Genomic DNA, 22,668 nt, shown 5'->3' with positions numbered 1-22,668 from the left:
ACAAATAGACCGCCCCCCTCGCAAAAGGATGCGGTCTATTGTTGATCATCTTTCTAAGCGAAGCCCACCGCCCTTAAAAGCGGCTATTGCTCGGAGGAGTCGTGTTACCAGCGCGGCTCTCTTTGCATTTTACGTCTCATCTGCTCTTATTATACCCTACTCAAATCTCCGGCGTCACTTGTAAACCACGCTAGATACGATACATTTCTTTATACTCATCCACATATAAAACTTCAATACAATTCGACCAATTCAGAATCGAACCGACAAAATCCTGAATGTCCAGACCCGGCATCTCATACGTCTCCGCTGTGTTCACTGAACCTGTTGCGTCCTCAATCAAGGTTACCTTAAACCCTTCGTATTCTGCAGTAATTGCCGTAAACAGACAACAATATTCCATGTTGAATCCAACAATAAATACATGTTCTACCTGATGCTCATGTAGCCAAGTTCTTAGCTCCGGATTGCTGAAGGCACTTGGTTTGCTTTTCTCCATAACAGGATACTGACCCGTACCCATTATAATTTCCAGGTTCTCAACATTTTTATAGAACAGTGAAGAACCCTCCTGATCGTAATCTACATGTTTCATGTATATGATTGGCTCATGTTGCTGTTCAAAATCAGCGATAACCGCTTCAATCTTGCCCAACTGAACTGTGAAATCCTTCAATGACGTGATCCCATACTGCACATCCAACACGATTAGTGCTTTGTTCATCTGTACTTCCCCTTCAGTAGACTAACAGGTTTTTACCATTTACTACTTCTTCTGCTTCTTCTCCCGAGCTTTTTCCACATTTTCTTTCACCCGAAACTCCACAATCCGGCGGATCAGATCCTCCGGCAATGGCTGGTCCAGCGGAAACTGGACAGATCCCTTAGCCCCTTTGTACTTGGAGAGTTCCTCTTTGAAAGCTTGAATTCCCCTAGGAGCAGGGTAAAATCCAATATGATGCTGGTATGCGGCAAAATGAACCAGATTCCCATGCTGTGCATACGTAGGCATCTTGTAACTGATCTTCTCTTCGGCGTTCGGAGCCGCTTCACGAATAATCTGTCTTATTGCCTGTAATCTCACCTGTACATCAGGTGCAAACTCCGAGATATATTCATCTACCAGCACCGAATAATGGTTACTCTCAGCCATCTTGGACTCCTTCCACCACGGATACATCAATGGATTCGTGGTACGGGCATATTTGCTTATATTGTACTTCAAATGGACAAGCGGAACAGCTATTTCCTGCAACTTGGAATGTTAAATTTGATTTTTAAGTGAACTAAGCCTTATAATACGTTTAAACAATTAAACATTATAACGGAGTGAGCCATGAACGAGTCGATAGGTAACCAAAAAGTTATTGATATTTTCGAGAATCTAAGTCCTTATCTTCAAGGTTTGGGAGATCCCGTTCGCCAGCGAATCATATCGCTGCTCATTGATCAAGAGAGCATGAACGTATCGCAGATTGCAGAGCATGTCCCCATGTCACGCCCTACGGTCTCTCATCACTTGAAAATATTGCGTCAATCCGGGCTGTTATCGGTTCAGAAAAAAGGTACGGAGATGTATTACAAGCTGGAGTTCAACGATGCGATCGAATTACTCAAACAGCTCGTTCATCTCGTAGAAGTGGAATGTCAGAGCTAGCGCATATCGCGCTGGTGAACTGCATTCCTTTTCTTCACCCTTATCGGTTTAATGGTTTAAACATATAAGTACATAAACATATCAACGGAGGTATATCGAATGAATAGAAAAAGAGTTCTTATCGCTGGAGGTTATGGTGCTGTAGGTGCACAGCTTGCCCGCATTTTGCATGACAGGCATCCTGATCTGGAATTGGTACTGGGAGGCCGTTCTGCGGGTAAAGCAGCACCTTTTCCATCCAATCGTGTCCAAACGGTTGTTGTTGATACCCATGCAGACGATCCACTGATTCACGCAGGAGAGAATATATCGCTAATCATTAATGCAGTGAACGATCTGGATGATCGGTTACTGGTATCGGCGGTGCGGAGAAAAATACCACTTATCGATGTAACACGCTGGACTGAGGTGTTCAATCAAGCGATCCGTACAATAGAGCAGGAAGAGCTTCATGCTCCGGTAGTGCTGTCCTCTGGATGGATGGCAGGAACGGCGTCACTCTTTGCCATGATACTTTCTAACTCTCTGCAACATGTCGAAGTAAACATTCATGCCCTATGGTCGTTGCGGGATAAGGCCGGCCCTGATTCGGCAGCCTTCATGGACCGGATGAGTATTCCTTTTCAGATAACCGAAGCCAATACACATCGACTCGTCTATCCCATGACAGATCCGATTAAAGTTCATTTCCCGAACGGGTATACGACCCCATGTTACAGACTGGACACCCCCGATCACGTCACTTTGCCTAATACCAGCCATATTGATTCCGCCAGTTTCCGTATCTCATTCGATAGTAAAGTATCTACATATGCTCTCGCCGGATTGGTCAAAACCGGAGTATGGAAGATGATCAGTGGTGAACGTTTCCAGCCATTCCGGCGGAAATTGCTCTATAATCCGGGAACCGGGAGTGCACATCATCTGGTCATTCAATTGAAAGGGCTGGATGCGAAAGGTAATCAGGTTGAACGAACGATGACGGTCTCTGACCCACTCGGTCAGACCCACATGACTGCACTCGGCGCTGCGGTGCAAGCCGAGAAAATACTGATGATGCCTACGGATGAGCCTCTGGCTCCAGGCATCTATTATCCTGAGCATCTGTTTGATGATCGAATGGACATGGATGCGGTTACTCATTTTTTCACACAATACGGCGTTCAAGTAACCCACTCCTGATCCAGACATAACAAAAAATCCGCGAAGCCGCTCACTGCAAACAGTGGGACCATCGCGGATTTTACGAATTATAATGGAGGGATCTATCGTATCAAGTACAAACTTGGGTCTGGAATTATAGTGTCATAGCCCGACCATTGCGCATCAGGTAATCTTCTTTTGTTTTGTAATCCGGCATGATGCTACCGATCCGCCGCCAGAAGGAGCGATCATGATTCATGTGGTGAATATGGCACAGTTCATGAATGATGACATAATCCATCACTTCCAGTGGCGCCATCGCCAGACGATAATTGAACGTAAGTTTTTTGTCCCAGCTGCAACTGCCCCACTTGGTGGGAGAATCTACGATCTCTACTGACTTCGGCTTCACCTTCAACTCCTGCTGATAGCGACCGATGCGCTCCCCAATCATACGTTTACACTCGGCAAAATAAAACTTCTTCAGATTCGCTCGCAGCTCTTCTTCTGTCAGACCCTCTACAGGGATTAAGTCATGCAATGCATGCTCCTTGCCAAAAAGCAGAAACTTCCCCTTGCCCTCATCTTCGTATTCCTTGGCTTGAGGACCTTCGAGCACCCGCTGCATCAGTGCAGATTTCTTCAAAATTACATCCCCGTGCTGCTCTACAAGTTGCCGGATCATGTCTTCACTGGTACCATTGGGTGCTTTGATTGTTACCATATAAGGCAAGTCCATCGTGATGGAAACTTTCTTGCGTTTGCCGTATTGGATATGACAGTTAATGCTGTGATTATTTAATTCTATAGTTAACATAATGCGCTCCGCTCCTGAAGTTAATCATTCAATCAAATCAAATTGTATACCATCTCCGACCATAATGCATACTGTTCGACGATATATATGTTTATATTGTATTTTTATACAGAATTATGTATTATTATTTAATCATAAAATCGGAGGTTGGATATGACGCATACCATAGATTCAGAACACAAAACCATTGAAGAACTATCGCTTAACCACTGGCAACCCTTGTCCACCTTACTGTATGACGGCTGGGTACTGCGTTTTGCCAAAGGATATACCAAACGTGCCAACTCCGTTCAACCGATCCACTACTCCACTCTGGATGTGTATGAAAAGATTGAGGAATGTGAGCGCATCTATGCTTCCAATCAGTTAAATACCATATTCAAAATCACACCGTTTATTCAGCCGGATCATCTCGACCAACTTTTGCAAGAGAAAGGGTATGGCTTTGTCGATCTGACCCGCATCCAGACTCGGAGTCTGGAAGAGATCAAAGAGCCTGTGCACCAATCTGTACAGATCGACGAACAGTTGACCACAACATGGCTGGATCACTTTTGCCGGTTGAATCAGGTGAATGATCTGCAACGGGAAACGACCGAATTAATGTTGGACAACATCCGGACAAAGGTAGGTTTCATTTCGCTGTTGATTGACGGGCAAGTCGTCGCTTGTGGGTTCGGTGTCATCGAACGTGGCTACATTGGATTGTATGACATCATAACAGACGCTAACTTCCGGAATCGGGGACTTGCTGAACAGATGATCTTGCATCTCCTGCATTGGGCAAAAAGGAATGGCGCTACGTCTAGTTATCTGCAAGTCGTTGCGAATAATGCACCTGCCTTGAAGCTTTACGCCAAGCTGGGTTATTCAGAGATTTATAGCTATTGGTACAGAGTCAAAGAATAGAGTGTTTGCTAATCAAGCTTAGCTTGTGGATTTTATCATATTCAGTCTGACAAACAGATTAATTCAAAACAACATCTTGAAAGCAAAACTGCCCTCCTCCTATGAAGGAAAGGCAGTTTTTAATTTTTCTTAGTGATTGTCCAAAACTCTTCACATCGTTCAGCAGTACCCCCTGCGCTTTTCTACAGAGGCAGCTTCACCAGCACCTCATATTTCATACCGGCTTGTATGTTCTTGATGATGTCGCCTTCAATCCCTTGGCCGTCAACATGCACTTCAATCGTCTGGACAGTTGCATCCTTCTTCATGTTTACATTCAGCTCAGCCCCGCGGAACAACCGCGTAACTGATGCCTTGTTCCAATCTTCTGGTAACTGCGGCCGCACTTGAAGTCCTTGTGCATGACCTTGCAGTCCAAACAATCCGTCGATCAGGCAACGATACACCCACGGCACCGTGCCGGTGTTGAACAGATGACTGGAGCGCCCAGCTGTACGTGGGAATTGACGATAGGCTCCGCGATAATAATTCGGGATAAATACGGGTAGCTGACCCCGCTGGAGAATATCCTCGCCATCGGGGCCAGGAATCATTTTACGTAGCAAACGATACGCCTTCTCCTTCTCGCCCACCAGGTACAACGCGTAAATATAGAACGCCGCCGCGTGATTGTACACGGCACCATTCTCTGCACTTCCCGGATGTTTCTGCGTGACACGACCTACATCCTCCCGCATGGCGGTGAAAGACGGCGCGAGCTTCTCGACACCATATGGCGTCTCCAATTGCTCCTCTACCGCACGAATTAACTTCTCCTGTTTATCTTGATCCGCAGCACCGCTCATAAGTGCCCAGCTCTGAGGATTGATATAGATGCGCCCTTCCACGTCTTTGCTTACACCAAACACTACGTTATCATCCGTAATTCCGCGGGCATACCAGTCCCCATCCCACAGATACTCATTGGCTACCGCATTGGTCTGAGTGGCTTCCTGACGGAATTCCGCTGTAACCTCGCCATGCCCTGCCTGTTCACCAAGTTCTGCCCACACATTGAACGCATATGCCGACGCAATGGTTAACCAGCCGGATACCCCTTTGCCTTTGTACCCCACCATGTTCATCGGATCACACCAGTCACCCTGATTGATATAGTTCAACCCACGCGCATCACGCTCATGGATCAACCAGCGCATCGCAAGATTCATATGCTCCAGTACGGAAACCTTTTGTTCACTGTCTGTAAAAGCAACCTGTTCCTCCAAAATGCTATAGTCATTCGTTTCATCCAAATAGGTCTTCATACAGACCGGAAGCCAGATGCAGTGATCGGTATGAGGAACCTGGTTAATATATTTCAGTTCTGCGTCCGGGTGCAAAATAATGCCGTCTGGCATCGCGCCGCTTATATGCTGCTGAGAGAGAGCGGTCAAGAACGCAGCTCGTGCAATCTGCGGCTGAATGTAGCTCATACCCATGTTATCCTGCAAATAATTCCGCGTCTGCGGATCGGTTGTCAGACGATTGGTTTTGCCATGATAGTACATCTGACGAGGTAGCCAGTGATTCACGACATTATCTAACCAGCTGTCCGGTGTCTGAATCTGGATGTTCCCTTGCCCTTCCGCAATATACTCAGCATACTCCTGTTCGGCTGCGACGAAACCATCCTGTCCATCCTTATTCTGCTTCACAAAATAATGCTGACGAATGCCCTCAATCTCTGTCTCATCATGAGCCGGACCAAAGATGAATCGATACGCCTGCTCCGCTCCTGCTTCCAGTTCGACTCTATATTGCAATACAGCTACAGGTGTCTCGTACCGTGCATCTCCACCAGCCAGTGTCTCCGACTGCAGGGCCGAAGGATTATGTAGCCCACCTTCGCCTTCAAAAGTCTCATGATTTACTTCCCAGCCAGTCGGTTGGTGATCTGCAAGCAGATAGGTTTTGTCGCTGTAATTTTTGATTTTGCTATAATCCTGATATTTCTGATACGGCGTAATCGCCGAGCAGACAATGCCCTGCAAATCTTCCACATATGAACCGGATTGGTTCATCCAGGACATATAACCGACCGTATAATACGGGTAGATACTCAGCTTGCGTTTTCTCGAAGACAGATTGGTTACCTTCACACGCCATAGCTCCATGACATCTTCCTTCGGCAGACGCAGGGACATCTCGATGCAAATGTCGTCCTGAATCACTTTCCAATGAATATCGTGTTTACCGACAGCGAACGTATAGCTATCCGCCTGCTTGCGAACCGGTTCATACGGGGCTGAGAAAATTTCGCCACTTATTTCATCTTTAATGTAGACAAACCGTCCCGGATGGTGGGCATAGTATGGCTGCTCCGGTTGCATAAACGTCTTGGCTTCCAGGTTGGGCGCATACGAGTATTTAGCAGGTTCGGGCTGCATGAATTGGGCCACCGCGTACCCCCGGCAATTCACATGAATCATCATCTTTTCATTCCAAAGGAATCCGGATGCCTTCGGTAAACTTGTCGGGCTTGTTAGTTCAACATATTGATTATCTTCCGTTGCTTTAATCATCACTGAACCTCACTTTCAGATTATGGAGTTAAAAGACAGAAAACGTTTTAGGTAACTTGTATACAACTTTGTCCATTATAACACGGGAACGCTTACAAAGAACTGAAAACTAAAAAAGAGCTGAGAAACTCAGCTCCGATTACGTTCCAATTGTTTCTCGATGCCCAACCTGTCGATCTGTATCCAATACTCTGCAATTCGTTCGTTTTCCACTCGGTATACCGCACTGGCAATTTCAATAACCGGGAGTTTGGTTGGGCTGTATCCGTCCACTTCGCCAACATGGGTACCGGTTTGTCTCCAGCGCACATAGACTTTATCGCCTTGCGTCAGCAACTCCAGAATTTCGAGTGAAAACTCCCCGTATGCTTCAATCATCTCTCGCACATGATCCGTATAATCGGAAGGTGTTCGGGTGACCGTGACCTCAGCTTCGGATATTACTTGATGAGCCAGTACTTGTTCCGCCATCACGCTGCTTGCATAATCAGGATTCCGGCCTGATCGGACTTCTTCAAAAAAGGTTCTGACAATCTGTTCTGCTGTCATACGCCAATCCAGCCTCCTCAATTATTCTTCTGTTATATATATAAATATGTAGTAACTCTTGTATTTTAACATGGTCCCCCCGCTATGGAATTACAACTGTTCTATTGTTCTACAGGACTTAAAACCTACCCTCTCACCTTGACAATGCGTCAATATGACCATAAACTAGCAAAGGATATTAGGAAATTAATAGGAGGTTTGGCTGTTAAGAGGTTCGTGTATGGGTTTTAACCAATTTTGATAGTCTTTCGGTGTGTAGAAACGTAGCATTAGAGCAACTCAGAAAAACAAGAAAGCGGTGTATCATGAAACGTCTATTTTTCATTATGTTTGCACTCACCCTGTTACTGGCTGGATGCCAGAGTACTGAACAGGAGAGTAGTCCGTCCGAAAATAACCCTACAGAAGTAGTAGAAGGTTCTACCATTTTAAGTTTGAAGCAGAAATACGGCTCTGAATCGGAACAAGCGATCATGCCGATGTACAACGTAGCTCAGGATGAAGAATTTACGTTCAAGTTTAAAGCAGATTTAGGAAAATCTAATTGGTCCCTGAGAGATACCATATCCGTACATACCGATATTAAAGCACTCAAAGCAAGTGAAGTACCTTTATTATCAGATATTCATGACAATAGTATTTCTATTAGACCTCTTGGATGGGGCGTTTTAAGTTCAGATTCCATGATGAACAAGGATCAAAGTTCTTGGGGCGGTGCCCCCATTTATTACATTCGTCTGAATTATGATCCAGATGCTGAGAAGCTAACACTACTCGATCAGCCCATCATTATTCCGTTTACAGTAAAATCGGAGTTACCCGTACCTAACCTAAGATACGAAATTGACAAAGATAGACGGTTCAAGTTGGTCTGGGACAAGGTTGAAGGTGCCACAGAATATAAAATTTATAAACGTTCTGACCTAACCAACTTCGATACAAATGTACCTCTAACTGGCGCAGAGGACGCGTTCAGTAATAGTCTGCCTTTAGATATTGCGGTAACGACAGAGACGTCTTTCAATGATTTTTTGAGAGACGGAAAAGGCGGGCTAGGCACTTATAATGAAATGATAACTACCACTCAGAACCATGGTATACGAGGAGAATATTACGTCACTGCAATCGGCGGAGGCAAAGAATCCAATTTTAGCAGAGGTGTCCCTACAGCTCCGCTTGCTTCCCAGTTGCCAACATCTCTGAAAGAACAATTGTATAGGGAGAAATTAAAGAATATAGATGTACTTCCTCAGAAAGCAACAGTTGAGTACAATGACGGCTCTCTAGCTCGTGAAACCATTGTCTATGATACCAAAAGCGTAGAAATTTCAGAGTTCAATGAAACGAATATTCCTTTTCACGTTAAAGGAACAGCTTTGAAAAGTTACGTGCGCGTAGAAAATGTGACCCAAGCAGACCTGGACAGACTTGCTCAGCAAACCGTAGCCGATTCCAGCAACGGACTGGTGGAACCAAAGAATGACACACCTTACGTTCCTGCACCTGATGTGCCAACGATCATTAACAATCATGATGCACCTGAGTCTGCAACGGAAACAGAGGAAGCACCGGCTTCGGAAACTTCAACTACAGAGTCTACAACCGATACTGGAACGTCAGAAGATGCAACTGATCCTCTATCTACTGAGGCTTCCGATGATACTTCTGATAATTCTTCAGATATGGCTTCTGAAGAAACTTCCAATGAAACACCTGCTCCAGCTCCCGAAGCTGAAGAAGACAACCTGGTAGATGAACAGAAATCGAATACACAGCAAAATGTAGAACAAGGTAATGAGGAAACCGTGCCTCAGCCTGCTACAGGCGATGCAATGATCAATGCAGATTCCGCATTGGAAGAAGTTTTAGCCAAGAACATGATTGCGGCACAAGATAAAATTTCGTTAAAAGCTTTCCCCGAAGCTCAAAATTTCACGACACTCTCAGATGTTGTTTTGAAAGTGATGTACCAGAATCCATTGATTCTTGGTGTGGAAGGTTTCGAATACAACTATGGTACACTTACCCTTTCCATTTATTACAATGAATCGGCTAGTGGTATCCAGAAGAAGCAAGATGAGATTATTGCCAAAGCAAACGAAGTGGTGGCTTCCATTATCAAGAATGGTATGAACGAAGACGAGAAACGGAAAGCCATCTACGATTATCTGAACGATAACGCAAAGTATGATGATGCAGCGCTGGAAAATGCGGAGCAAAACAACTTCAAAAATGTCGATCCACAGTTTAATGACTCGTTTACCACATACGGTATTCTGGTCAAAGGAGTTGGGGTATGTGCCAGCTATGCTTCCGTTTACAAATTGCTCTCCGATCTCTCGGGATTGGAAAGCATCGTTGTAACGGGCGCTTCCAGCGGCGTTCCACATGCATGGAACAAGGTCAAAATCGGGAACGAATGGTTCCATGTCGATGCCACCAACAACCTGACGAACTCCGGCATCCCGTATTTCCTGTACAATGCCAATGATGAGACTGCTGCAAGTCAGAAAACGATAGCGGATCAAGATTATTGGCTTGATTCCGAGCTCACGATGTTTAATGGCGAGAGCGATGCCAATGATTATTATGTGCAGAATGATCTCGAAGTCGCGTCCATTAATGAGTACAAAACCAAGGCTGAGAGTGAACTCAAAAAAGGAGAGAACCGGGTCATTCTCCGTTTCGCCTCACCTGTTGACTCTGATGAGCTGATGACAGCTGCCGGCGAAGCCCTCGCTGCAGTGGATGAAGCCCTTCTGAATACAGCACAATTAGCCACGCTAGGCAGTTATGCCATTCTGGACCCGAAACCAGAGCAGAAGTAATTTTATTTTCATAAAAAATAACATAACAATAAAACACTCCATTCACCTTCATCGGGAATGGAGTGTTTTGCTTAAATTTCCTATGAGTACTGACCTAGGATTTATAGGCCTTTTATATCCAACGTTTACGGACTAACCGTACCGCCATTTGCATTCAGTGTCTCTCCGCTCACATAGCTGGATTCCTGGCTTGCCAGGAACACAAATGCCGGAGCCATCTCGGCAGGTTGTCCTGCTCTACCAAGCGGTGTATTGGAGCCAAAATCGGCCAGCTTCTCGACTGGTTGTCCACCCACGACCTGAAGTGGTGTCCATACCGGGCCTGGTGCAACAACGTTGACACGAATTCCTTTGCTACCCACCTGTTGCGCCAGCGCTTTGCTGAACGTGTTAATGGATGCCTTCGTTGTCGCATAATCCAGCAGGATTGGCGAAGGTTTGTATGCCTGAATCGATGATGTGTTGATAATGGAGCTGCCCGGCTTCATGTGTTTCACAGCTGCTTTGCAGAGCCAGAACATGGAATAGACATTTGTTTTGAACGTTGCATCGAACTGCTCGGTGGTCAGATCCGCAATCTGCTCCACAAACTGCTGTTTACCTGCCACGTTAGCAAGGATATCAATCCCGCCAAGCTCTTTTACCGCAGATTCAATGAGTTCTTCACAGTATTTCTCATCCTTCAGGTCACCTGGCATCGTAATTGCTTTGCGACCGGCTTCCTCAATCAGCTTCACAACTTCCTGCGCATCTGCTTCCTCTTCCGGCAGATAGGCAAGAACGACATCCGCGCCTTCACGAGCAAACGCAATCGCTGCCGCCCGGCCTATTCCGCTGTCGGCTCCGGTCACAACCGCTTTACGTCCTGTTAAACGTCCGCTGCCTTTATAACTTTTCTCACCCGCATCGGGAACAGGGGTCATCTCACGCTGGAGCCCCGGCTCATCCTGTTGCTGTTTCCACTCCGGTGTCGCCTTTGGATATTGGGTCGTTGGATCTTGCATGGTGTGCTGATCTTGATTAGCCATGTTCAATTTCCTCCTTGGTTATTTACACGATACCCATCGTATAAACGTATTTTTTATTTGTTGTGAATTTAATTTGCGTAAAAGTTGCACTCTTTCCTTTGTAACCGAGATGGGTGGAATTTAAACTAAGCCCGCCAGAATTCCATGACAGTCGTCTAACATTGAATCTCCAGTGACAGGAGGTTGTATAATGAATCATGAGGTGATCTCGTTGAATGCAAACAAAGAACCCTATTCCATCGGTGAAGCAGCCAAACTGATCGGCTCCACGGTGAAAACGATCCGTTATTACGATGAGATTGAACTGTTACAACCCTCCAGTCATACGGAAGGTGGGCATCGACTCTATACAACGCAAGACCTGTGGCAACTCGAACTCATTACAACACTTCGTTATCTGAATTTCAGCATACCGGATATTCGAAAGCTCATGTCCGGTGAACTGGCGGTAGCACAGGCACTGGATCTGCAGATTGAAGCGTTGGAAACCCAGATCGGCACGATGAATTCCATGCTCTCCGTTTTGCAGCAAGCGAGGCAGCATGAAGAAGAAACTTCACTGCGCTCGGAGCAGTCTCTTACCTACATCTCCAGTCTGGTAGAATCGCTAACGGCCAATGCGAGCAGGCGAAAACAATCTGTTGCTGCCAAGGTGGATGAATCCCATCTGCTGGACAGCATTCCGCAGGAGTGGAGAGTGTCGTTTCTGCACTTTTTTGATAAATACATGATGAAAGATACCAAACTGACGGCTCAGCAAACACTGGCCTGGAAGGAAATTCAGGAACTGATCAATGATCCGGCCTATTGGGCTGATCTAGCTCGGCTGGAGGTTCCATTCTTCATTATGGTGAATCAACCACAAGTCGAAGCGGACGTCTGGGTGAAAAAAATGGAGGCTATTCGCATTCGCACTACCGAAGCGCTGGACAAGCGTTGGGCAATCGATAGCCCTGCTGTGCAAAGCATGGTGTGGGACTTTGTGTTGATGTATGCAAGTGTCGAGCATGCCGAAACACCTGAAGTATTTTTTAGTAAACAGGCCCGATATATGCTGGACTCTGTGACCGATCGCATTCTGCGTTTTAACAAGCTGTGCAAGGTGATGAATCCCGAATGGAGCCAGATTGTAGATGGCATTAACCTGTTGCAGGAGGGCATGCGGTTACGATTAAAACAAATGGAAGAAGACTGAACTCCAGTCTCCTTCCATTTATACGTTTAGCCTTTTTTCAACGAATAGGATTCATGTTCTCCCACTTCCGTGTCCAAATGAAGCGATTGCCCTTTCAAGTAGTGGTTGAAAAAATCAATCGTTGTATCGTTAACCAACTGTTGTGTCCCCCTCGCATCTACACCCTGCGTCCATTCGAGCAGTGGAGAGATCAGGTAGAGGTCGGAGAAACTCAGATGTTTGGTGTTGGTCAGCTCCATCCAGAAGTTCCCTCCTGCGGTTACCGGCTCATAGCGCTCGTACACTTCCTCGTAATATTTCTCGGCTTCCGGACGGGTCGTGCCCATCGCAGCAATTTCCTCGTCACTCATCACACTTGTACCTGCAACGGTTGAGTCTGCACTCATCATCAGGAACGGCTTGCCCACGCCTTCCGCAGGGATACGTTTCTCGCCAAACAATACACCGTCCATATTCATGCCTGCTTTCACACGTGGATCATCCATTAACATCTGTACTGTCGTTGCTCCGCCAAATGAATGCCCAAACATGCCGATATTGTCCAGATCCATACGTCCGGTAAAGCGTCCGCTCGGATCTTCCGCACCCAACTTCTCTACCTCATCCAGCACAAACTGTGCATCCTTCACCCATGTCTCATTTAACTTGTCCATGTAACTGAATTGTAGCTGCTCAAAACCTTCTTTCCCTTCCGATTCAAACTGCGCCACACGTCCATCCGGGAATACGGACACCAGACTGCTATACGTGTGATTAATGCCCACAACGATGTATCCTTGACTCACTAGCTGCTCGACCTGGAACGTATTCTGATTTTCATACCCATGCAGACCATGAGAGAAGAGAACAACCGGATACTTGGCTTCGGCCTCAGACAACTGAGCTTCCTGTATCGCATGTGTTTTGACCTGACTCAGACTGGAAAATAAAAGCTTTGGCAGTTTCAGCACTTCATTGAAGGCTGTCGCATAGATATCCGGCTTATTAACATAAGGAGCTGTTGCGCCCTCTGCGTCTGAATTCGTTGGGTACCAGATCTGTACCATCAGCTCCCGTTGATCACCGGCAGAACTCGTCAGCAACTCCTCACGGCTGTTATCTGTCCAATCGTAGGATACCGTTCCGATTCCATAGGGACCTGCTGGCTTGGCAAACGAAAACACCGGGAACAGCAGTGGCAAGCCAATGCTCACAATAGCGTATACCACCACCAAGAGAGACGTTGCGATGATTCGAACACGTCCGAATTTCCCCGCTACAGGTGATGTCGAAGATGGCGCCTCGGAACATTTACTATTCAGCGAAGTTGCACCTGACTTTTGCTGGCGTCTTGCCTGTGTAACTAACACAACCAGTGGAACCAACGTGAGCAGATACGCCGGAATCATCGGCCAACGAAGTCCTTCGACCACACTATGGACGATCAACAGCACACCCGATATGACGAATCCACCCCATACCATTTTCCGAAAATGTTGACTCTGTCTCCCGATCCCGATTACCCCCACGAACATAAGCAAGTTAAAAATAAGATAAATCCATTCTACTGTCCTCATATGCTTAAAGCCTCCCTTTCTACCTCCAATCTTAAAACCTCCAGTTACAGGAGATTCAAGCATGAATTTTGCGGATAAAAAAATGCACTCCCTGAATGACGCTGAATCACCCGCAGGTTCTCCATTGTATTCAAGGAATGCACGTATGAAATTACGATATAAGTTGATTTTTGAATATTAGACTAGCGATCTTCGCCGCCATCTATCTGTTGTCTTTTGCCAATGCCAAATGCGAAATATCCTGCCACCACGATTGCCATAAACGTAGCTCCAACAACCAGAGGCAAGCGCGTATCCGGGTTAAACGCCATACCGATAATGACGAGGATCAGATACACAATAATAATGTAATTGCTGATCGGGAACCATTTGGACTTGAAGTTATGATCCGCCATCTCGTTGCCCCAACGCCTTCTGAATCGGAACTGGCTGAACGCCAGCGCGAACCATGGAACCATGCCCGGAAGAACACTTGCACTGTAGATGTACAGGAACAGCTTGGAGTCCGGCATCAGGTAGTTCAGCACAACCCCAATCAGCAGCAAGGAGATTGTAATGACGATACTGTTGCGGGGAACCCCACCTTTGGACAGCTTTTTGAAAAAGGCAGGTGCCTGCCCATTCTCAGCCAGCGTGTATAACATCCGTCCCGCACTGTAGATCCCGCTGTTACATCCCGACATGGCCGCCGTGAGCACCACAAAGTTAATGATCCCCGCTGCAGCAACAATACCAACTTTGGCAAAGGTGAGCACAAACGGGCTGCCCGTCTCGCCTACTTCGTTCCAAGGGTACAAGGTTACGATAACAAATATGGCACCAACGTAGAAAATAAGAATACGCCACACGATATTTTTGATCGCTTTACGCAAAGTGTGTTTCGGATTCTCCGCTTCGCCTGCTGTAATACCGACCATCTCCACCCCTTGATACGCAGCCGTTACGATACACAATGCGAAGAGGAAACCTTTGATGCCTCCAGGGAAGAAGCCACCATGACTGAACAGATTCGACAGTCCGATTGGCTCTCCCCCGTTCCCCAAGCCGAAGAAGATGAGCCCGGTTCCGATCACGATCATCGCCACAATAGCCGTCACCTTGATCATCGCAAACCAGAATTCAAATTCCCCATAGAACTTCACCGCCGCCAGATTTGCCGCCGCAATGATGAGCACCCCAGCAAGTGCAGGCAGCCACTGTGGAATATCCGGGAACCAATACCCGACATAGATACCAATCGCCGTAACTTCCGCCATACCAACCGTAACCCATAGGAACCAGTAGCTCCAGGCGGTCAGAAATCCGGCAAGCGGACTAATATATTTGTGAGCAAATGTTGCAAACGAACCCGTGACCGGCTCCTGAATCAACATTTCCCCCATAATGCGCATGACAAAAAAGATAACGATACCAGCCAATAAATAAGCCAGCAGCACGGATGGACCTGCCCATTTGATCGTACTTGCCGATCCCATGAACAAACCAACGCCGATTGTACCTCCGAGTGCAATCAGCTCTACATGGCGGGGCTTTAGCCCTCTAGATAGTTGCTTTGATTCCAAACGATTCTCCCCTTTTCTTGTGTACAGCTTCCTGATGTAATCTTTAATTTTCACATTCACATTAACGCAATGCAGAATTACTCCACCAAATTGTACGAGATGTGCCGCAGAAATACAACAAGGAATGTGAGGAAGTTTAGCTAAACAGGGCTTTTACATGAAAAAGGTGCCTCTTCCTCATGCCCTCACCTGACATGATTAGGATAACCCTTGATGATTTATTGCAATCAGATTAATCCTGATTTTTATCCCTACTGGAATAGGGATCTGAAAACTCATAAAAAAAGAGCTACCAGAAAAATATCTTTGGCAGCTCTACATCCATTTTTGTAATCATCCGGAAGGCAAATGAACCATCACCGTTGTCCCCACGCCCACCTGGCTTCTCATTTCAACAGTTCCGTGATGGAGCATCACGATTTTTTTGACGATGGCGAGGCCCAGACCGTTACCACTAATGCTACGATCGCGTGACAGGTCTGTTTTATAAAACCGTTCGAAAACATAATCCAGTTGCTCCGGCGCTATTCCAATGCCCGAATCGGTTATCGTGAAAAAGATTCCATCCACAGACTGGTTCGTGCGTATTTCGATACGTCCGCCCACGGGAGTAAACTTAATGCTGTTGCCTAGTAAATTCATCCACACTTGGTTAAGCTGATCCTGATCTGCCCTGATTTTGATACCGTCCGCCAATTCTAAGTGAATTCGAATGCCTTTGGCTGACCATTGAGGCTCGCAAGTCACCACCACTTGCCTGATTTGCTCATCAAGATTATAGGTGGTTGTCTCGAACGGATGATGATCGGAATCCAGAGACGCAAGCTCCAGCAGATTATCACTTAGTCTGGATAGTCGTCCACTCTCTGTAATAATGATATCGAGGTAATAGTTACGATCGGCCTCAGCGACCAGGCTGCTGTTTTTCAAAGCCATGGCAAAACCGGAAATAGAGGTCAGCGGCGTTTGAATCTCGTGAGATACATTGGAAACAAAATCCTGTCTCATCTGTTCCAGCTGTTTAAGCTCACTCGCCATTTCATTAAAACTCTGCGTCAATGCTCCCATTTCGTCCACGCGCTTTGTTTGGATTTCCACATTAAAATCACCCTTCGCCAGTCGTTTGGTTGCCCGCGTCAACACCTGAATCGGCTTCACCAAATACCTTGCAGCAATAAGGATACAAAAACTTCCGATCAACAGTGCAAGCAATAACACCAGTAAAATCATCCGATTAATGATATTTTCGTTCTGCGGAGAATACTGCATAAACATGGCTTGTGGTTCCCCTTTGTATGGAAAAGGAAGACCTATGAACGTCTGCTCCACTTCTCCGGGAGAACGATAGACCTGACCCTGCAACACCTTTTGAACCACTTCTGGTGCAATTTCAACGGTCTCTGTATGGTCTAAGTCATAAAAGGTTACGTTACCCGAAACGTCATATAGATGAATGGGATAGGTGGACACCTTCACCATACTTTTGATGAAAGCATCCCTGTCCTCAGGTTGCGTTTGCTCATATAGACGGATCAGTTCCTCCCCTACAGAAATCATGTCATTCTGACCGATATGATTTACTTCTTTTTTGAAGAGGAAGACCCCCATGAAAAAAGAGGTCAGCAAGCTGAAAACAATGACGACCAGAAACGTGCAAATAATACGAACATATAAGGTTTTGATCATGTGATGACTAACCGGTAGCCCAAACTGCGAGCCGTTTCAATCTGAAAATGGTGTGCATCACCAGCGAATTTTTCCCTTAGTCGCTTGATATGAACATCAACTGTCCGGTCATCCCCTTCATAATCACTCCCCCAGATCTTGATGATTAACTGTTCCCGGGTAAAAATCTGCCCAGGCTGGTTTGCCAGCATGAACAGCAACTCGAACTCTTTTAGAGGCAAATTGATTGTTTCCTCTCCACGAATCACTTGAAAGCTACGTCGATTCAGCATAATGCCCCCTAGTTGAATGGTCTGGGAGGAGGCAATCAGGTAACGTTTCAGCAATGCTTTTACTCTCATCACAAGTTCCAGCGGATCAAAGGGCTTCGTTAAATAATCATCTGTTCCCAACTGAAATCCCTTTACTTTCTGGGCCGATTCCCCTTTTACCGTGACCATTAGCAATGGCATATTCAGATCCATACGCCGGATCTCCTTGCATAATTCCCAACCATCCAATCGCGGCATCATAATATCAAGGATTACCAGATCGATTTGGGATTTCCCCACAATCTCCAGTGCTTCCGCTCCGTCCTTAGCTACCACAATCTCGAATCCTTCATTACGTAAAAACAAGGTGATCAGCTCACGAATATGCACATCGTCATCCACAACTAGGATTTTGGTCATATCAAATGTATGCCTCCGATATCTATCTTTTTTCTTCCACTTAAGAGGAGGCCTTCAACCAAAATGCCAGCCCAGCAGGTTCCAATGATAGAAAAATAAACTCAAGATCACTGCTGCTACCGTTACAAATGTATAGCGCACACGCTTCAGTAACGTCCAATATTGGTTTTTCCATACCAGAACGCCCATGATGAATATTGCCGCAGTCAACCCTACAAGGATAACCGGCATCAACAGATAGAGACGTAAAGATAGTGGAATATGGCTAAGCCGATCAATCAGATTCATGTTCAACACCAGAAGTGTTGCGCCCAAGGTTAATAATCCCCATATAGACGTAATAGCTGACAGTCGAACTGCCCATTTCTGTGCTTTTGGCATCACTCTGATTTCGCGTCTGCGATAAACAAATCCATGCAATACAGTGATGAACAGAACAACCGAAATGCCGAGCAAGAGGAGCCAGAACTTCGATTGGTTCATTAACGGTGCAGGTTCCAGCGGCATTGGGTTTAATATATCCAGAAACAGATACGTGACCTTGCCCTCTGCATCGGTGCGGAACCCCATCTGATGTGTCCCTCCGACCTCCTGGAATAAATTCACGCCAATCGGAGTATACACTTGCTGATCTGCACCACTTCCAATAAACAGTCGGTTATCCGAAAACTCAACATTGATTTGAGTCAGAAAACTGAAAAACTTATCGATCTTCGTGTGATTGCGACGGGTAAATTGATAAGAGCCTGCATATTTTTCCAGAGACTCCCCTAATTCGATAGAAGTTTCATTAGGCTGCTTAGTTGCATGTACAGGATAGTATCGGTCAAAAAAGGCTTGCGCCAACCCTTCTGCTGCCGTTCCGCCTTCCCCTCCACTATAGGAAACAAAGATGCCCACTTTTTTGTCCGGTACAAGATAAAGCGCTGTATTAAACAGCTCATCGGCCCCTCCATGAGAGATCACACGCAGTCCATTCATATTCAACTCGTAAAAGCCCAGATCCATGGCGGGTAAACGTTCATCAAACTGGAATGCCGGAGAATGCATGAGCTTGGCTGTTTCCGGCTTGAGTATTTGTTTATCTTCATATCGCCCGTCTTGAAGATGGGCGATCATGAAATGAGCCATATCGTTTGCCGACACGCTCCCTGATCCCGCAGGACGGAATCCGCCCTCATACGTTGGCCGTTTGGTTACAAACTCGCCGTTAGCTCGGGCGTATCCAAGGGCGGCATAAGGTTCCAGAGACGCTGGAACAGGCTCCTCTACCGTAGCATAATTCATGCCCAGCGGATCAAATATATTTTTCTGTATATAGTCATTATAGGCAACACCACTGACCTCTTCGACGATAAGTCCCGCGAGTGAGGCGCCATAATTGGAATACGACAGCATCTCGCCTGGTGGCTTAACCCTTGCAGGCATATGTTTTGCCATCGTTTCAGCAATAGAGACGGGAAGTTTCCCCGGATCGGTAGTGATCTGGTAACCTACACCGCCCTCCTCGAATCCTGCGGTATGGGTCATGAGATGGCGCAACGTAATCGGTTCCTCATAGGTTTTCGGTATTTTCACCGTTTTCAGATAAGTGTTGACGTCTGTATCAAGATCAAGCTTGCCCGCCTCAACCAATTGCATCACGGCGGTCCATGTGAACAGCTTTGTTGTTGAAGCAATTCGAAATAAGCTGGTTTGGGGATCCACGGGTTTATTTTCTTCGATGTTCGAATGTCCGTACCCTTTGGAGAGCAGGATCTTCCCATCCTTCACAATCGAAATGACTGCGCCTGGAATCTGTAAAGATCGCATTTGCACATCCATCATCCCATCCATGAATGCCGTTAACTGATCTGAATCATCCAGATTCGCTACGACTCCTTGCTCCAATTTGCCCGAATTTAATCCCGGATTGGATACTGCTGCCGATAGTGGCATGGTCCCTAATCCAGTTGCCCCTAATATCATGCCTAACAATAACACCAGTAAAATCATTTTCCCAAAAATCTTTCTTATCAACGATGACATGACTTGCCCCCACCACTCCGCATATTTTTTAATACCTGTTCCTTACGCTTTCTTTCGAGAGCATATCAAGCACGTATGAACGGAGCGTGAACCTTTTTTTCATATTTTGCCAAATCAAATGACCTTTAGTAAGATAGGAACAGATTGAATAGGAAAAGGAGACTTTGCATGCCTGACTTTTTACTGGTTTTATTTTTGTTTAACCTGTCTCTCTTTCTGCTTCACGAAATGGATGCCATCAGGCGGTCCGAGTGGAAATTGTTTATGGTGTTAAAAGATATGGAAGATGATAAAGCCTATAGGTATTTCACTTGGATTCACCTGCCAATGTATACCATCATCCTCTCTCTTCTTTTTAGCTCATATCAGACCATTACATTTTGGGTGCTGGATATCTTTTTCATCATACATACCGTATTACACTTCTTTTTCGAAAAACATCCTCGAAATGAATTTAAAAACGGGTTCTCCAGATCATTGATCTACCCTATGGGAATAATCGCTTTAATTCATTTGATATTCCTAATCATCTAATCTGATCCACTATTTACATCTGTAATTTATTGGTATATAGTATAGTCGTTAGGAATGTCAGCGCTAACATAAACTGAATAAGGAGGGGCTCCAATCCGTTTCGAAAAGGTTTTTGGTTTACATTGAGTTAAACTATAAAAACACTTTATTTTGAGAGGATGGGCATTCTATGAAAAGACGCATTAGCACATTTTTTGCACTTATTCTAGGTATCTCCCTTCTGTTTAGCCTGACCGCTTCCGCTAATCCCGCCATCGTAAGTTATGGAAGTACCTATTCCCATGCGCTCTCGGCCGGGCAAGGATACGCCTATATTCTTCCTAACGCTAAAACGACTGGTACCAGCGTGAAAATTACGACAAATGCAGCCAATACCCTTCAACTGCGCTACTACTGGAACTACAATAATACGACACTCGACCTCGGTACAGTTATCGTAAGCAACAATACTTACAATGGCGGGTCAGCCTACTACAATCCGGGTACGCTGATCACTGTCGTAGAACGTGTTCCAGGATCGACGACGGCATACCCTAACGTAGCCTACACAATTTCTTTCAATTAGATTAGTCCTATATCACCGATCAATCTAACCTACGACCGCTGATTGCGGTCTTTTTTATATTCAACAACTAGACTCTCTTATTTATGGAAGTGGCACCCCTTAAATAAAAGGGTAATAATAGATTGATAGTCTATTCTATATTTTCTTAAATGGAGATAATAAAGTGGATTACGCCAAATCAAAATATGCCATCGTAGACGAGACCCCGAATCCAGCAGCTTCAAGGCATTGGAAGAGGTCATGTTACAGCGTGAAGGTAATCTAATCATGAAATAGAGTACTGTAGAATAACAGTGAATATGGAGGTGTACCCATGCAGCAGCATCATGCAGAACGAGTTGAATTATTTGTTTCCAATACCCAGATCATCAAGAAGTCGTTCAAATGGCAACACGCGATGATGCAACGTCTGGTTGCCCTGCTCTATGCAACGGAGAATAAAACAGCGGATGGGGAAGCTATTGGTCAAAGCCATGAGTTGATTAAGCAAAACACAAAACTTTTCTCTGCATTCAGAGGTAATTCGGCCATTAGCATTGCTGCCATGCTCTCCCTTACAACGGATGCAGAGACAAGACTGGCAGACACCTTGCATGTCTATGACTTGATGAAAGAGATTAAATTTCGCAACTCCGATTATCTGGTTATTGCCGCCTATCAGATCGCTAATCAGACATCACCTGACCAGTTTCAACCTACGGTGGAGCGGGCTAAATTATTTTATGACGGCATGAAATCAGAGCATCGTTTCCTCACTGGACAGGATGACTACATTTTCGCTGCCATGTTAGCCCTTTCCGATCTCGAGGTGGTTACTGGTGTGGCACGTATGGAACAACTCTACGGGGAATTAAAACCAGAGTTCTCTTCCAGAAACAGTGTGCAGGCGTTAACACAGGTCCTGGTTCTTGGAGATGATCCCCCGGATGCAGGTGCTCGTGTGATTGCTTTAAATGAAGCTTTTCGCAAAAGGAATCTCCGAATGGATAAAACGTATACGTTACCCTCTCTCGGAATACTTTCTCTACTGCCTTCGGACAGAGAGTCATTAGTGGATGAAGTCGCGGAAACAAATGACTGGTTACGGACTCAAAAAGGCTTCGGTGCCTGGTCAATCGACAAACAGGAGTTGCTCCTGTTCTCGTCTGCTCTGGTAGCCATTCAACATGTGGAGAATCTGCGGAACGGTGTGCTTACGACAGCAATCTCAACCAGTATCACAAATATTATCATCGCTCAACAAGCGGCCATGGCCGCAACTGCCGCAGCATCGGCTGCTGCCGCTTCATCATCATCGAATTAATGAGTGACCCTGTTACCTTCAATATAAGATGAAAAAGACCCTCCCGAGTTCAAGTTTACTCGGAAGGGTCTTAAAG

Annotated in this window: 19 protein-coding genes; 8 read left to right on the top strand and 11 right to left on the bottom strand. The window is 45.8% G+C overall.

Annotated elements, in window-relative coordinates; translation table 11 throughout:
• Positions 1 to 190 precede the first annotated feature (190 nt).
• A complete protein-coding gene (locus MKY01_RS04470; RefSeq protein ID WP_339285560.1) occupies positions 191 to 724 on the bottom strand; it encodes an isochorismatase family protein in 534 nt (177 codons plus the stop codon).
• A 42-nt stretch (positions 725 to 766) separates the two neighbouring features.
• Positions 767 to 1,153, bottom strand: coding sequence for a DUF1801 domain-containing protein (locus MKY01_RS04465; RefSeq protein WP_339285558.1), 387 nt, complete (start codon positions 1,151 to 1,153; stop codon positions 767 to 769).
• A gap of 183 nt (positions 1,154 to 1,336) precedes the next feature.
• Here MKY01_RS04465 and MKY01_RS04460 point away from each other — a divergent pair, with 183 nt between their 5' ends.
• Positions 1,337 to 1,657 carry a metalloregulator ArsR/SmtB family transcription factor gene (locus tag MKY01_RS04460; RefSeq protein ID WP_127546760.1) on the top strand — a complete coding sequence of 107 codons (321 nt, stop codon included), beginning with the start codon at positions 1,337 to 1,339 and terminating at the stop codon, positions 1,655 to 1,657.
• A gap of 99 nt (positions 1,658 to 1,756) precedes the next feature.
• On the top strand, positions 1,757 to 2,839 hold the full coding sequence (locus MKY01_RS04455; RefSeq protein WP_339285557.1) for a saccharopine dehydrogenase: 1,083 nt from the start codon (positions 1,757 to 1,759) through the stop codon (positions 2,837 to 2,839).
• A gap of 115 nt (positions 2,840 to 2,954) precedes the next feature.
• On the opposite strand, the gene MKY01_RS04450 is transcribed toward MKY01_RS04455, so the two are convergent.
• Positions 2,955 to 3,617: a SprT family zinc-dependent metalloprotease gene (locus MKY01_RS04450; RefSeq protein WP_339285555.1), complete on the bottom strand. Its 663-nt coding sequence runs from the start codon at positions 3,615 to 3,617 to the stop codon at positions 2,955 to 2,957.
• A 153-nt stretch (positions 3,618 to 3,770) separates the two neighbouring features.
• Between MKY01_RS04450 and MKY01_RS04445 the strand changes: the two genes are divergently transcribed.
• Positions 3,771 to 4,526 (top strand): GNAT family N-acetyltransferase, encoded by a 756-nt coding sequence (locus MKY01_RS04445; RefSeq protein WP_339285554.1) that lies wholly within the window; start codon positions 3,771 to 3,773, stop codon positions 4,524 to 4,526.
• Between the two features lie 182 nt (positions 4,527 to 4,708).
• Here the strand turns inward: MKY01_RS04445 and MKY01_RS04440 are convergent, their stop codons facing one another.
• Both MKY01_RS04440 and MKY01_RS04435 read right to left on the bottom strand, forming a co-directional pair.
• Positions 4,709 to 7,087: an amylo-alpha-1,6-glucosidase gene (locus tag MKY01_RS04440; RefSeq protein ID WP_339285553.1), complete on the bottom strand. Its 2,379-nt coding sequence runs from the start codon at positions 7,085 to 7,087 to the stop codon at positions 4,709 to 4,711.
• A 129-nt stretch (positions 7,088 to 7,216) separates the two neighbouring features.
• Positions 7,217 to 7,636 carry an ester cyclase gene (locus tag MKY01_RS04435; RefSeq protein ID WP_339285552.1) on the bottom strand — a complete coding sequence of 140 codons (420 nt, stop codon included), beginning with the start codon at positions 7,634 to 7,636 and terminating at the stop codon, positions 7,217 to 7,219.
• A gap of 305 nt (positions 7,637 to 7,941) precedes the next feature.
• On the opposite strand from MKY01_RS04435, the gene MKY01_RS04430 reads away from it, so the two are divergent.
• On the top strand, positions 7,942 to 10,464 hold the full coding sequence (locus MKY01_RS04430) for a transglutaminase-like domain-containing protein (protein WP_339285550.1): 2,523 nt from the start codon (positions 7,942 to 7,944) through the stop codon (positions 10,462 to 10,464).
• 125 nt (positions 10,465 to 10,589) lie between these two features.
• Here the strand turns inward: MKY01_RS04430 and MKY01_RS04425 are convergent, their stop codons facing one another.
• On the bottom strand, positions 10,590 to 11,492 hold the full coding sequence (locus MKY01_RS04425; RefSeq protein WP_017690578.1) for an SDR family oxidoreductase: 903 nt from the start codon (positions 11,490 to 11,492) through the stop codon (positions 10,590 to 10,592).
• Between the two features lie 190 nt (positions 11,493 to 11,682).
• Between MKY01_RS04425 and MKY01_RS04420 the strand changes: the two genes are divergently transcribed.
• Positions 11,683 to 12,687 (top strand): MerR family transcriptional regulator, encoded by a 1,005-nt coding sequence (locus MKY01_RS04420; protein ID WP_339285548.1) that lies wholly within the window; start codon positions 11,683 to 11,685, stop codon positions 12,685 to 12,687.
• 26 nt (positions 12,688 to 12,713) lie between these two features.
• Here MKY01_RS04420 and MKY01_RS04415 read toward each other — a convergent pair whose 3' ends face one another.
• The 5 genes from MKY01_RS04415 to MKY01_RS04395 all read right to left on the bottom strand — a co-directional run bounded on the left by MKY01_RS04415 (position 12,714) and on the right by MKY01_RS04395 (position 20,190).
• The gene (locus MKY01_RS04415; RefSeq protein WP_339285547.1) at positions 12,714 to 14,243 is read right to left on the bottom strand and encodes an acetylhydrolase; all 1,530 of its coding nucleotides are present in this window, start codon (positions 14,241 to 14,243) and stop codon (positions 12,714 to 12,716) included.
• A 182-nt stretch (positions 14,244 to 14,425) separates the two neighbouring features.
• Positions 14,426 to 15,805, bottom strand: a complete 1,380-nt coding sequence (locus tag MKY01_RS04410) for an amino acid permease (protein WP_339285546.1) — start codon at positions 15,803 to 15,805, stop codon at positions 14,426 to 14,428.
• Between the two features lie 333 nt (positions 15,806 to 16,138).
• Entirely contained in the window at positions 16,139 to 17,491 is a 1,353-nt protein-coding gene (locus tag MKY01_RS04405) for an ATP-binding protein (protein WP_339285544.1), read from the bottom strand.
• The gene (locus MKY01_RS04400; RefSeq protein ID WP_339285543.1) at positions 17,488 to 18,162 is read right to left on the bottom strand and encodes a response regulator transcription factor; all 675 of its coding nucleotides are present in this window, start codon (positions 18,160 to 18,162) and stop codon (positions 17,488 to 17,490) included. The genes MKY01_RS04405 and MKY01_RS04400 overlap by 4 nt, the downstream gene beginning before the upstream one ends.
• A 54-nt stretch (positions 18,163 to 18,216) precedes the next feature.
• Positions 18,217 to 20,190, bottom strand: coding sequence for a serine hydrolase domain-containing protein (locus MKY01_RS04395; RefSeq protein WP_339285542.1), 1,974 nt, complete (start codon positions 20,188 to 20,190; stop codon positions 18,217 to 18,219).
• Positions 20,191 to 20,358: 168 nt separating this feature from the next.
• Here MKY01_RS04395 and MKY01_RS04390 point away from each other — a divergent pair, with 168 nt between their 5' ends.
• From MKY01_RS04390 to MKY01_RS04380, 3 genes are all read left to right on the top strand, one after another.
• A complete protein-coding gene (locus MKY01_RS04390) occupies positions 20,359 to 20,724 on the top strand; it encodes a DUF6713 family protein (RefSeq protein ID WP_017690584.1) in 366 nt (121 codons plus the stop codon).
• A gap of 169 nt (positions 20,725 to 20,893) precedes the next feature.
• On the top strand, positions 20,894 to 21,289 hold the full coding sequence (locus MKY01_RS04385) for a hypothetical protein (RefSeq protein WP_036606000.1): 396 nt from the start codon (positions 20,894 to 20,896) through the stop codon (positions 21,287 to 21,289).
• A gap of 313 nt (positions 21,290 to 21,602) precedes the next feature.
• Positions 21,603 to 22,592, top strand: a complete 990-nt coding sequence (locus MKY01_RS04380) for a DUF4003 family protein (protein WP_339285541.1) — start codon at positions 21,603 to 21,605, stop codon at positions 22,590 to 22,592.
• Positions 22,593 to 22,668: the final 76 nt, after the last annotated feature.

Origin of the sequence: Paenibacillus sp. FSL R5-0486, from assembly GCF_037975155.1 — a bacterium.
Classification (GTDB): Bacteria; Bacillota; Bacilli; order Paenibacillales; family Paenibacillaceae; genus Paenibacillus; species Paenibacillus amylolyticus.
This window is presented reverse-complemented; position numbering and strand designations above follow the sequence as displayed.

Bases quoted from the DNA above. Each gene is read 5' to 3' on its own strand.
- MKY01_RS04470 (WP_339285560.1), bottom strand. From the start codon at position 724: ATGAACAAAGCACTAATCGTGTTGGATGTGCAGTATGGGATCACGTCA.
- MKY01_RS04465 (WP_339285558.1), bottom strand. From the start codon at position 1,153: ATGGCTGAGAGTAACCATTATTCGGTGCTGGTAGATGAATATATCTCG.
- MKY01_RS04460 (WP_127546760.1), top strand. From the start codon at position 1,337: ATGAACGAGTCGATAGGTAACCAAAAAGTTATTGATATTTTCGAGAAT.
- MKY01_RS04455 (WP_339285557.1), top strand. From the start codon at position 1,757: ATGAATAGAAAAAGAGTTCTTATCGCTGGAGGTTATGGTGCTGTAGGT.
- MKY01_RS04450 (WP_339285555.1), bottom strand. From the start codon at position 3,617: ATGTTAACTATAGAATTAAATAATCACAGCATTAACTGTCATATCCAA.
- MKY01_RS04445 (WP_339285554.1), top strand. From the start codon at position 3,771: ATGACGCATACCATAGATTCAGAACACAAAACCATTGAAGAACTATCG.
- MKY01_RS04440 (WP_339285553.1), bottom strand. From the start codon at position 7,087: ATGATTAAAGCAACGGAAGATAATCAATATGTTGAACTAACAAGCCCG.
- MKY01_RS04435 (WP_339285552.1), bottom strand. From the start codon at position 7,636: ATGACAGCAGAACAGATTGTCAGAACCTTTTTTGAAGAAGTCCGATCA.
- MKY01_RS04430 (WP_339285550.1), top strand. From the start codon at position 7,942: ATGAAACGTCTATTTTTCATTATGTTTGCACTCACCCTGTTACTGGCT.
- MKY01_RS04425 (WP_017690578.1), bottom strand. From the start codon at position 11,492: ATGGCTAATCAAGATCAGCACACCATGCAAGATCCAACGACCCAATAT.
- MKY01_RS04420 (WP_339285548.1), top strand. From the start codon at position 11,683: ATGAATCATGAGGTGATCTCGTTGAATGCAAACAAAGAACCCTATTCC.
- MKY01_RS04415 (WP_339285547.1), bottom strand. From the start codon at position 14,243: ATGAGGACAGTAGAATGGATTTATCTTATTTTTAACTTGCTTATGTTC.
- MKY01_RS04405 (WP_339285544.1), bottom strand. From the start codon at position 17,491: ATGATCAAAACCTTATATGTTCGTATTATTTGCACGTTTCTGGTCGTC.
- MKY01_RS04400 (WP_339285543.1), bottom strand. From the start codon at position 18,162: ATGACCAAAATCCTAGTTGTGGATGACGATGTGCATATTCGTGAGCTG.
- MKY01_RS04395 (WP_339285542.1), bottom strand. From the start codon at position 20,190: ATGTCATCGTTGATAAGAAAGATTTTTGGGAAAATGATTTTACTGGTG.
- MKY01_RS04390 (WP_017690584.1), top strand. From the start codon at position 20,359: ATGCCTGACTTTTTACTGGTTTTATTTTTGTTTAACCTGTCTCTCTTT.
- MKY01_RS04385 (WP_036606000.1), top strand. From the start codon at position 20,894: ATGAAAAGACGCATTAGCACATTTTTTGCACTTATTCTAGGTATCTCC.
- MKY01_RS04380 (WP_339285541.1), top strand. From the start codon at position 21,603: ATGCAGCAGCATCATGCAGAACGAGTTGAATTATTTGTTTCCAATACC.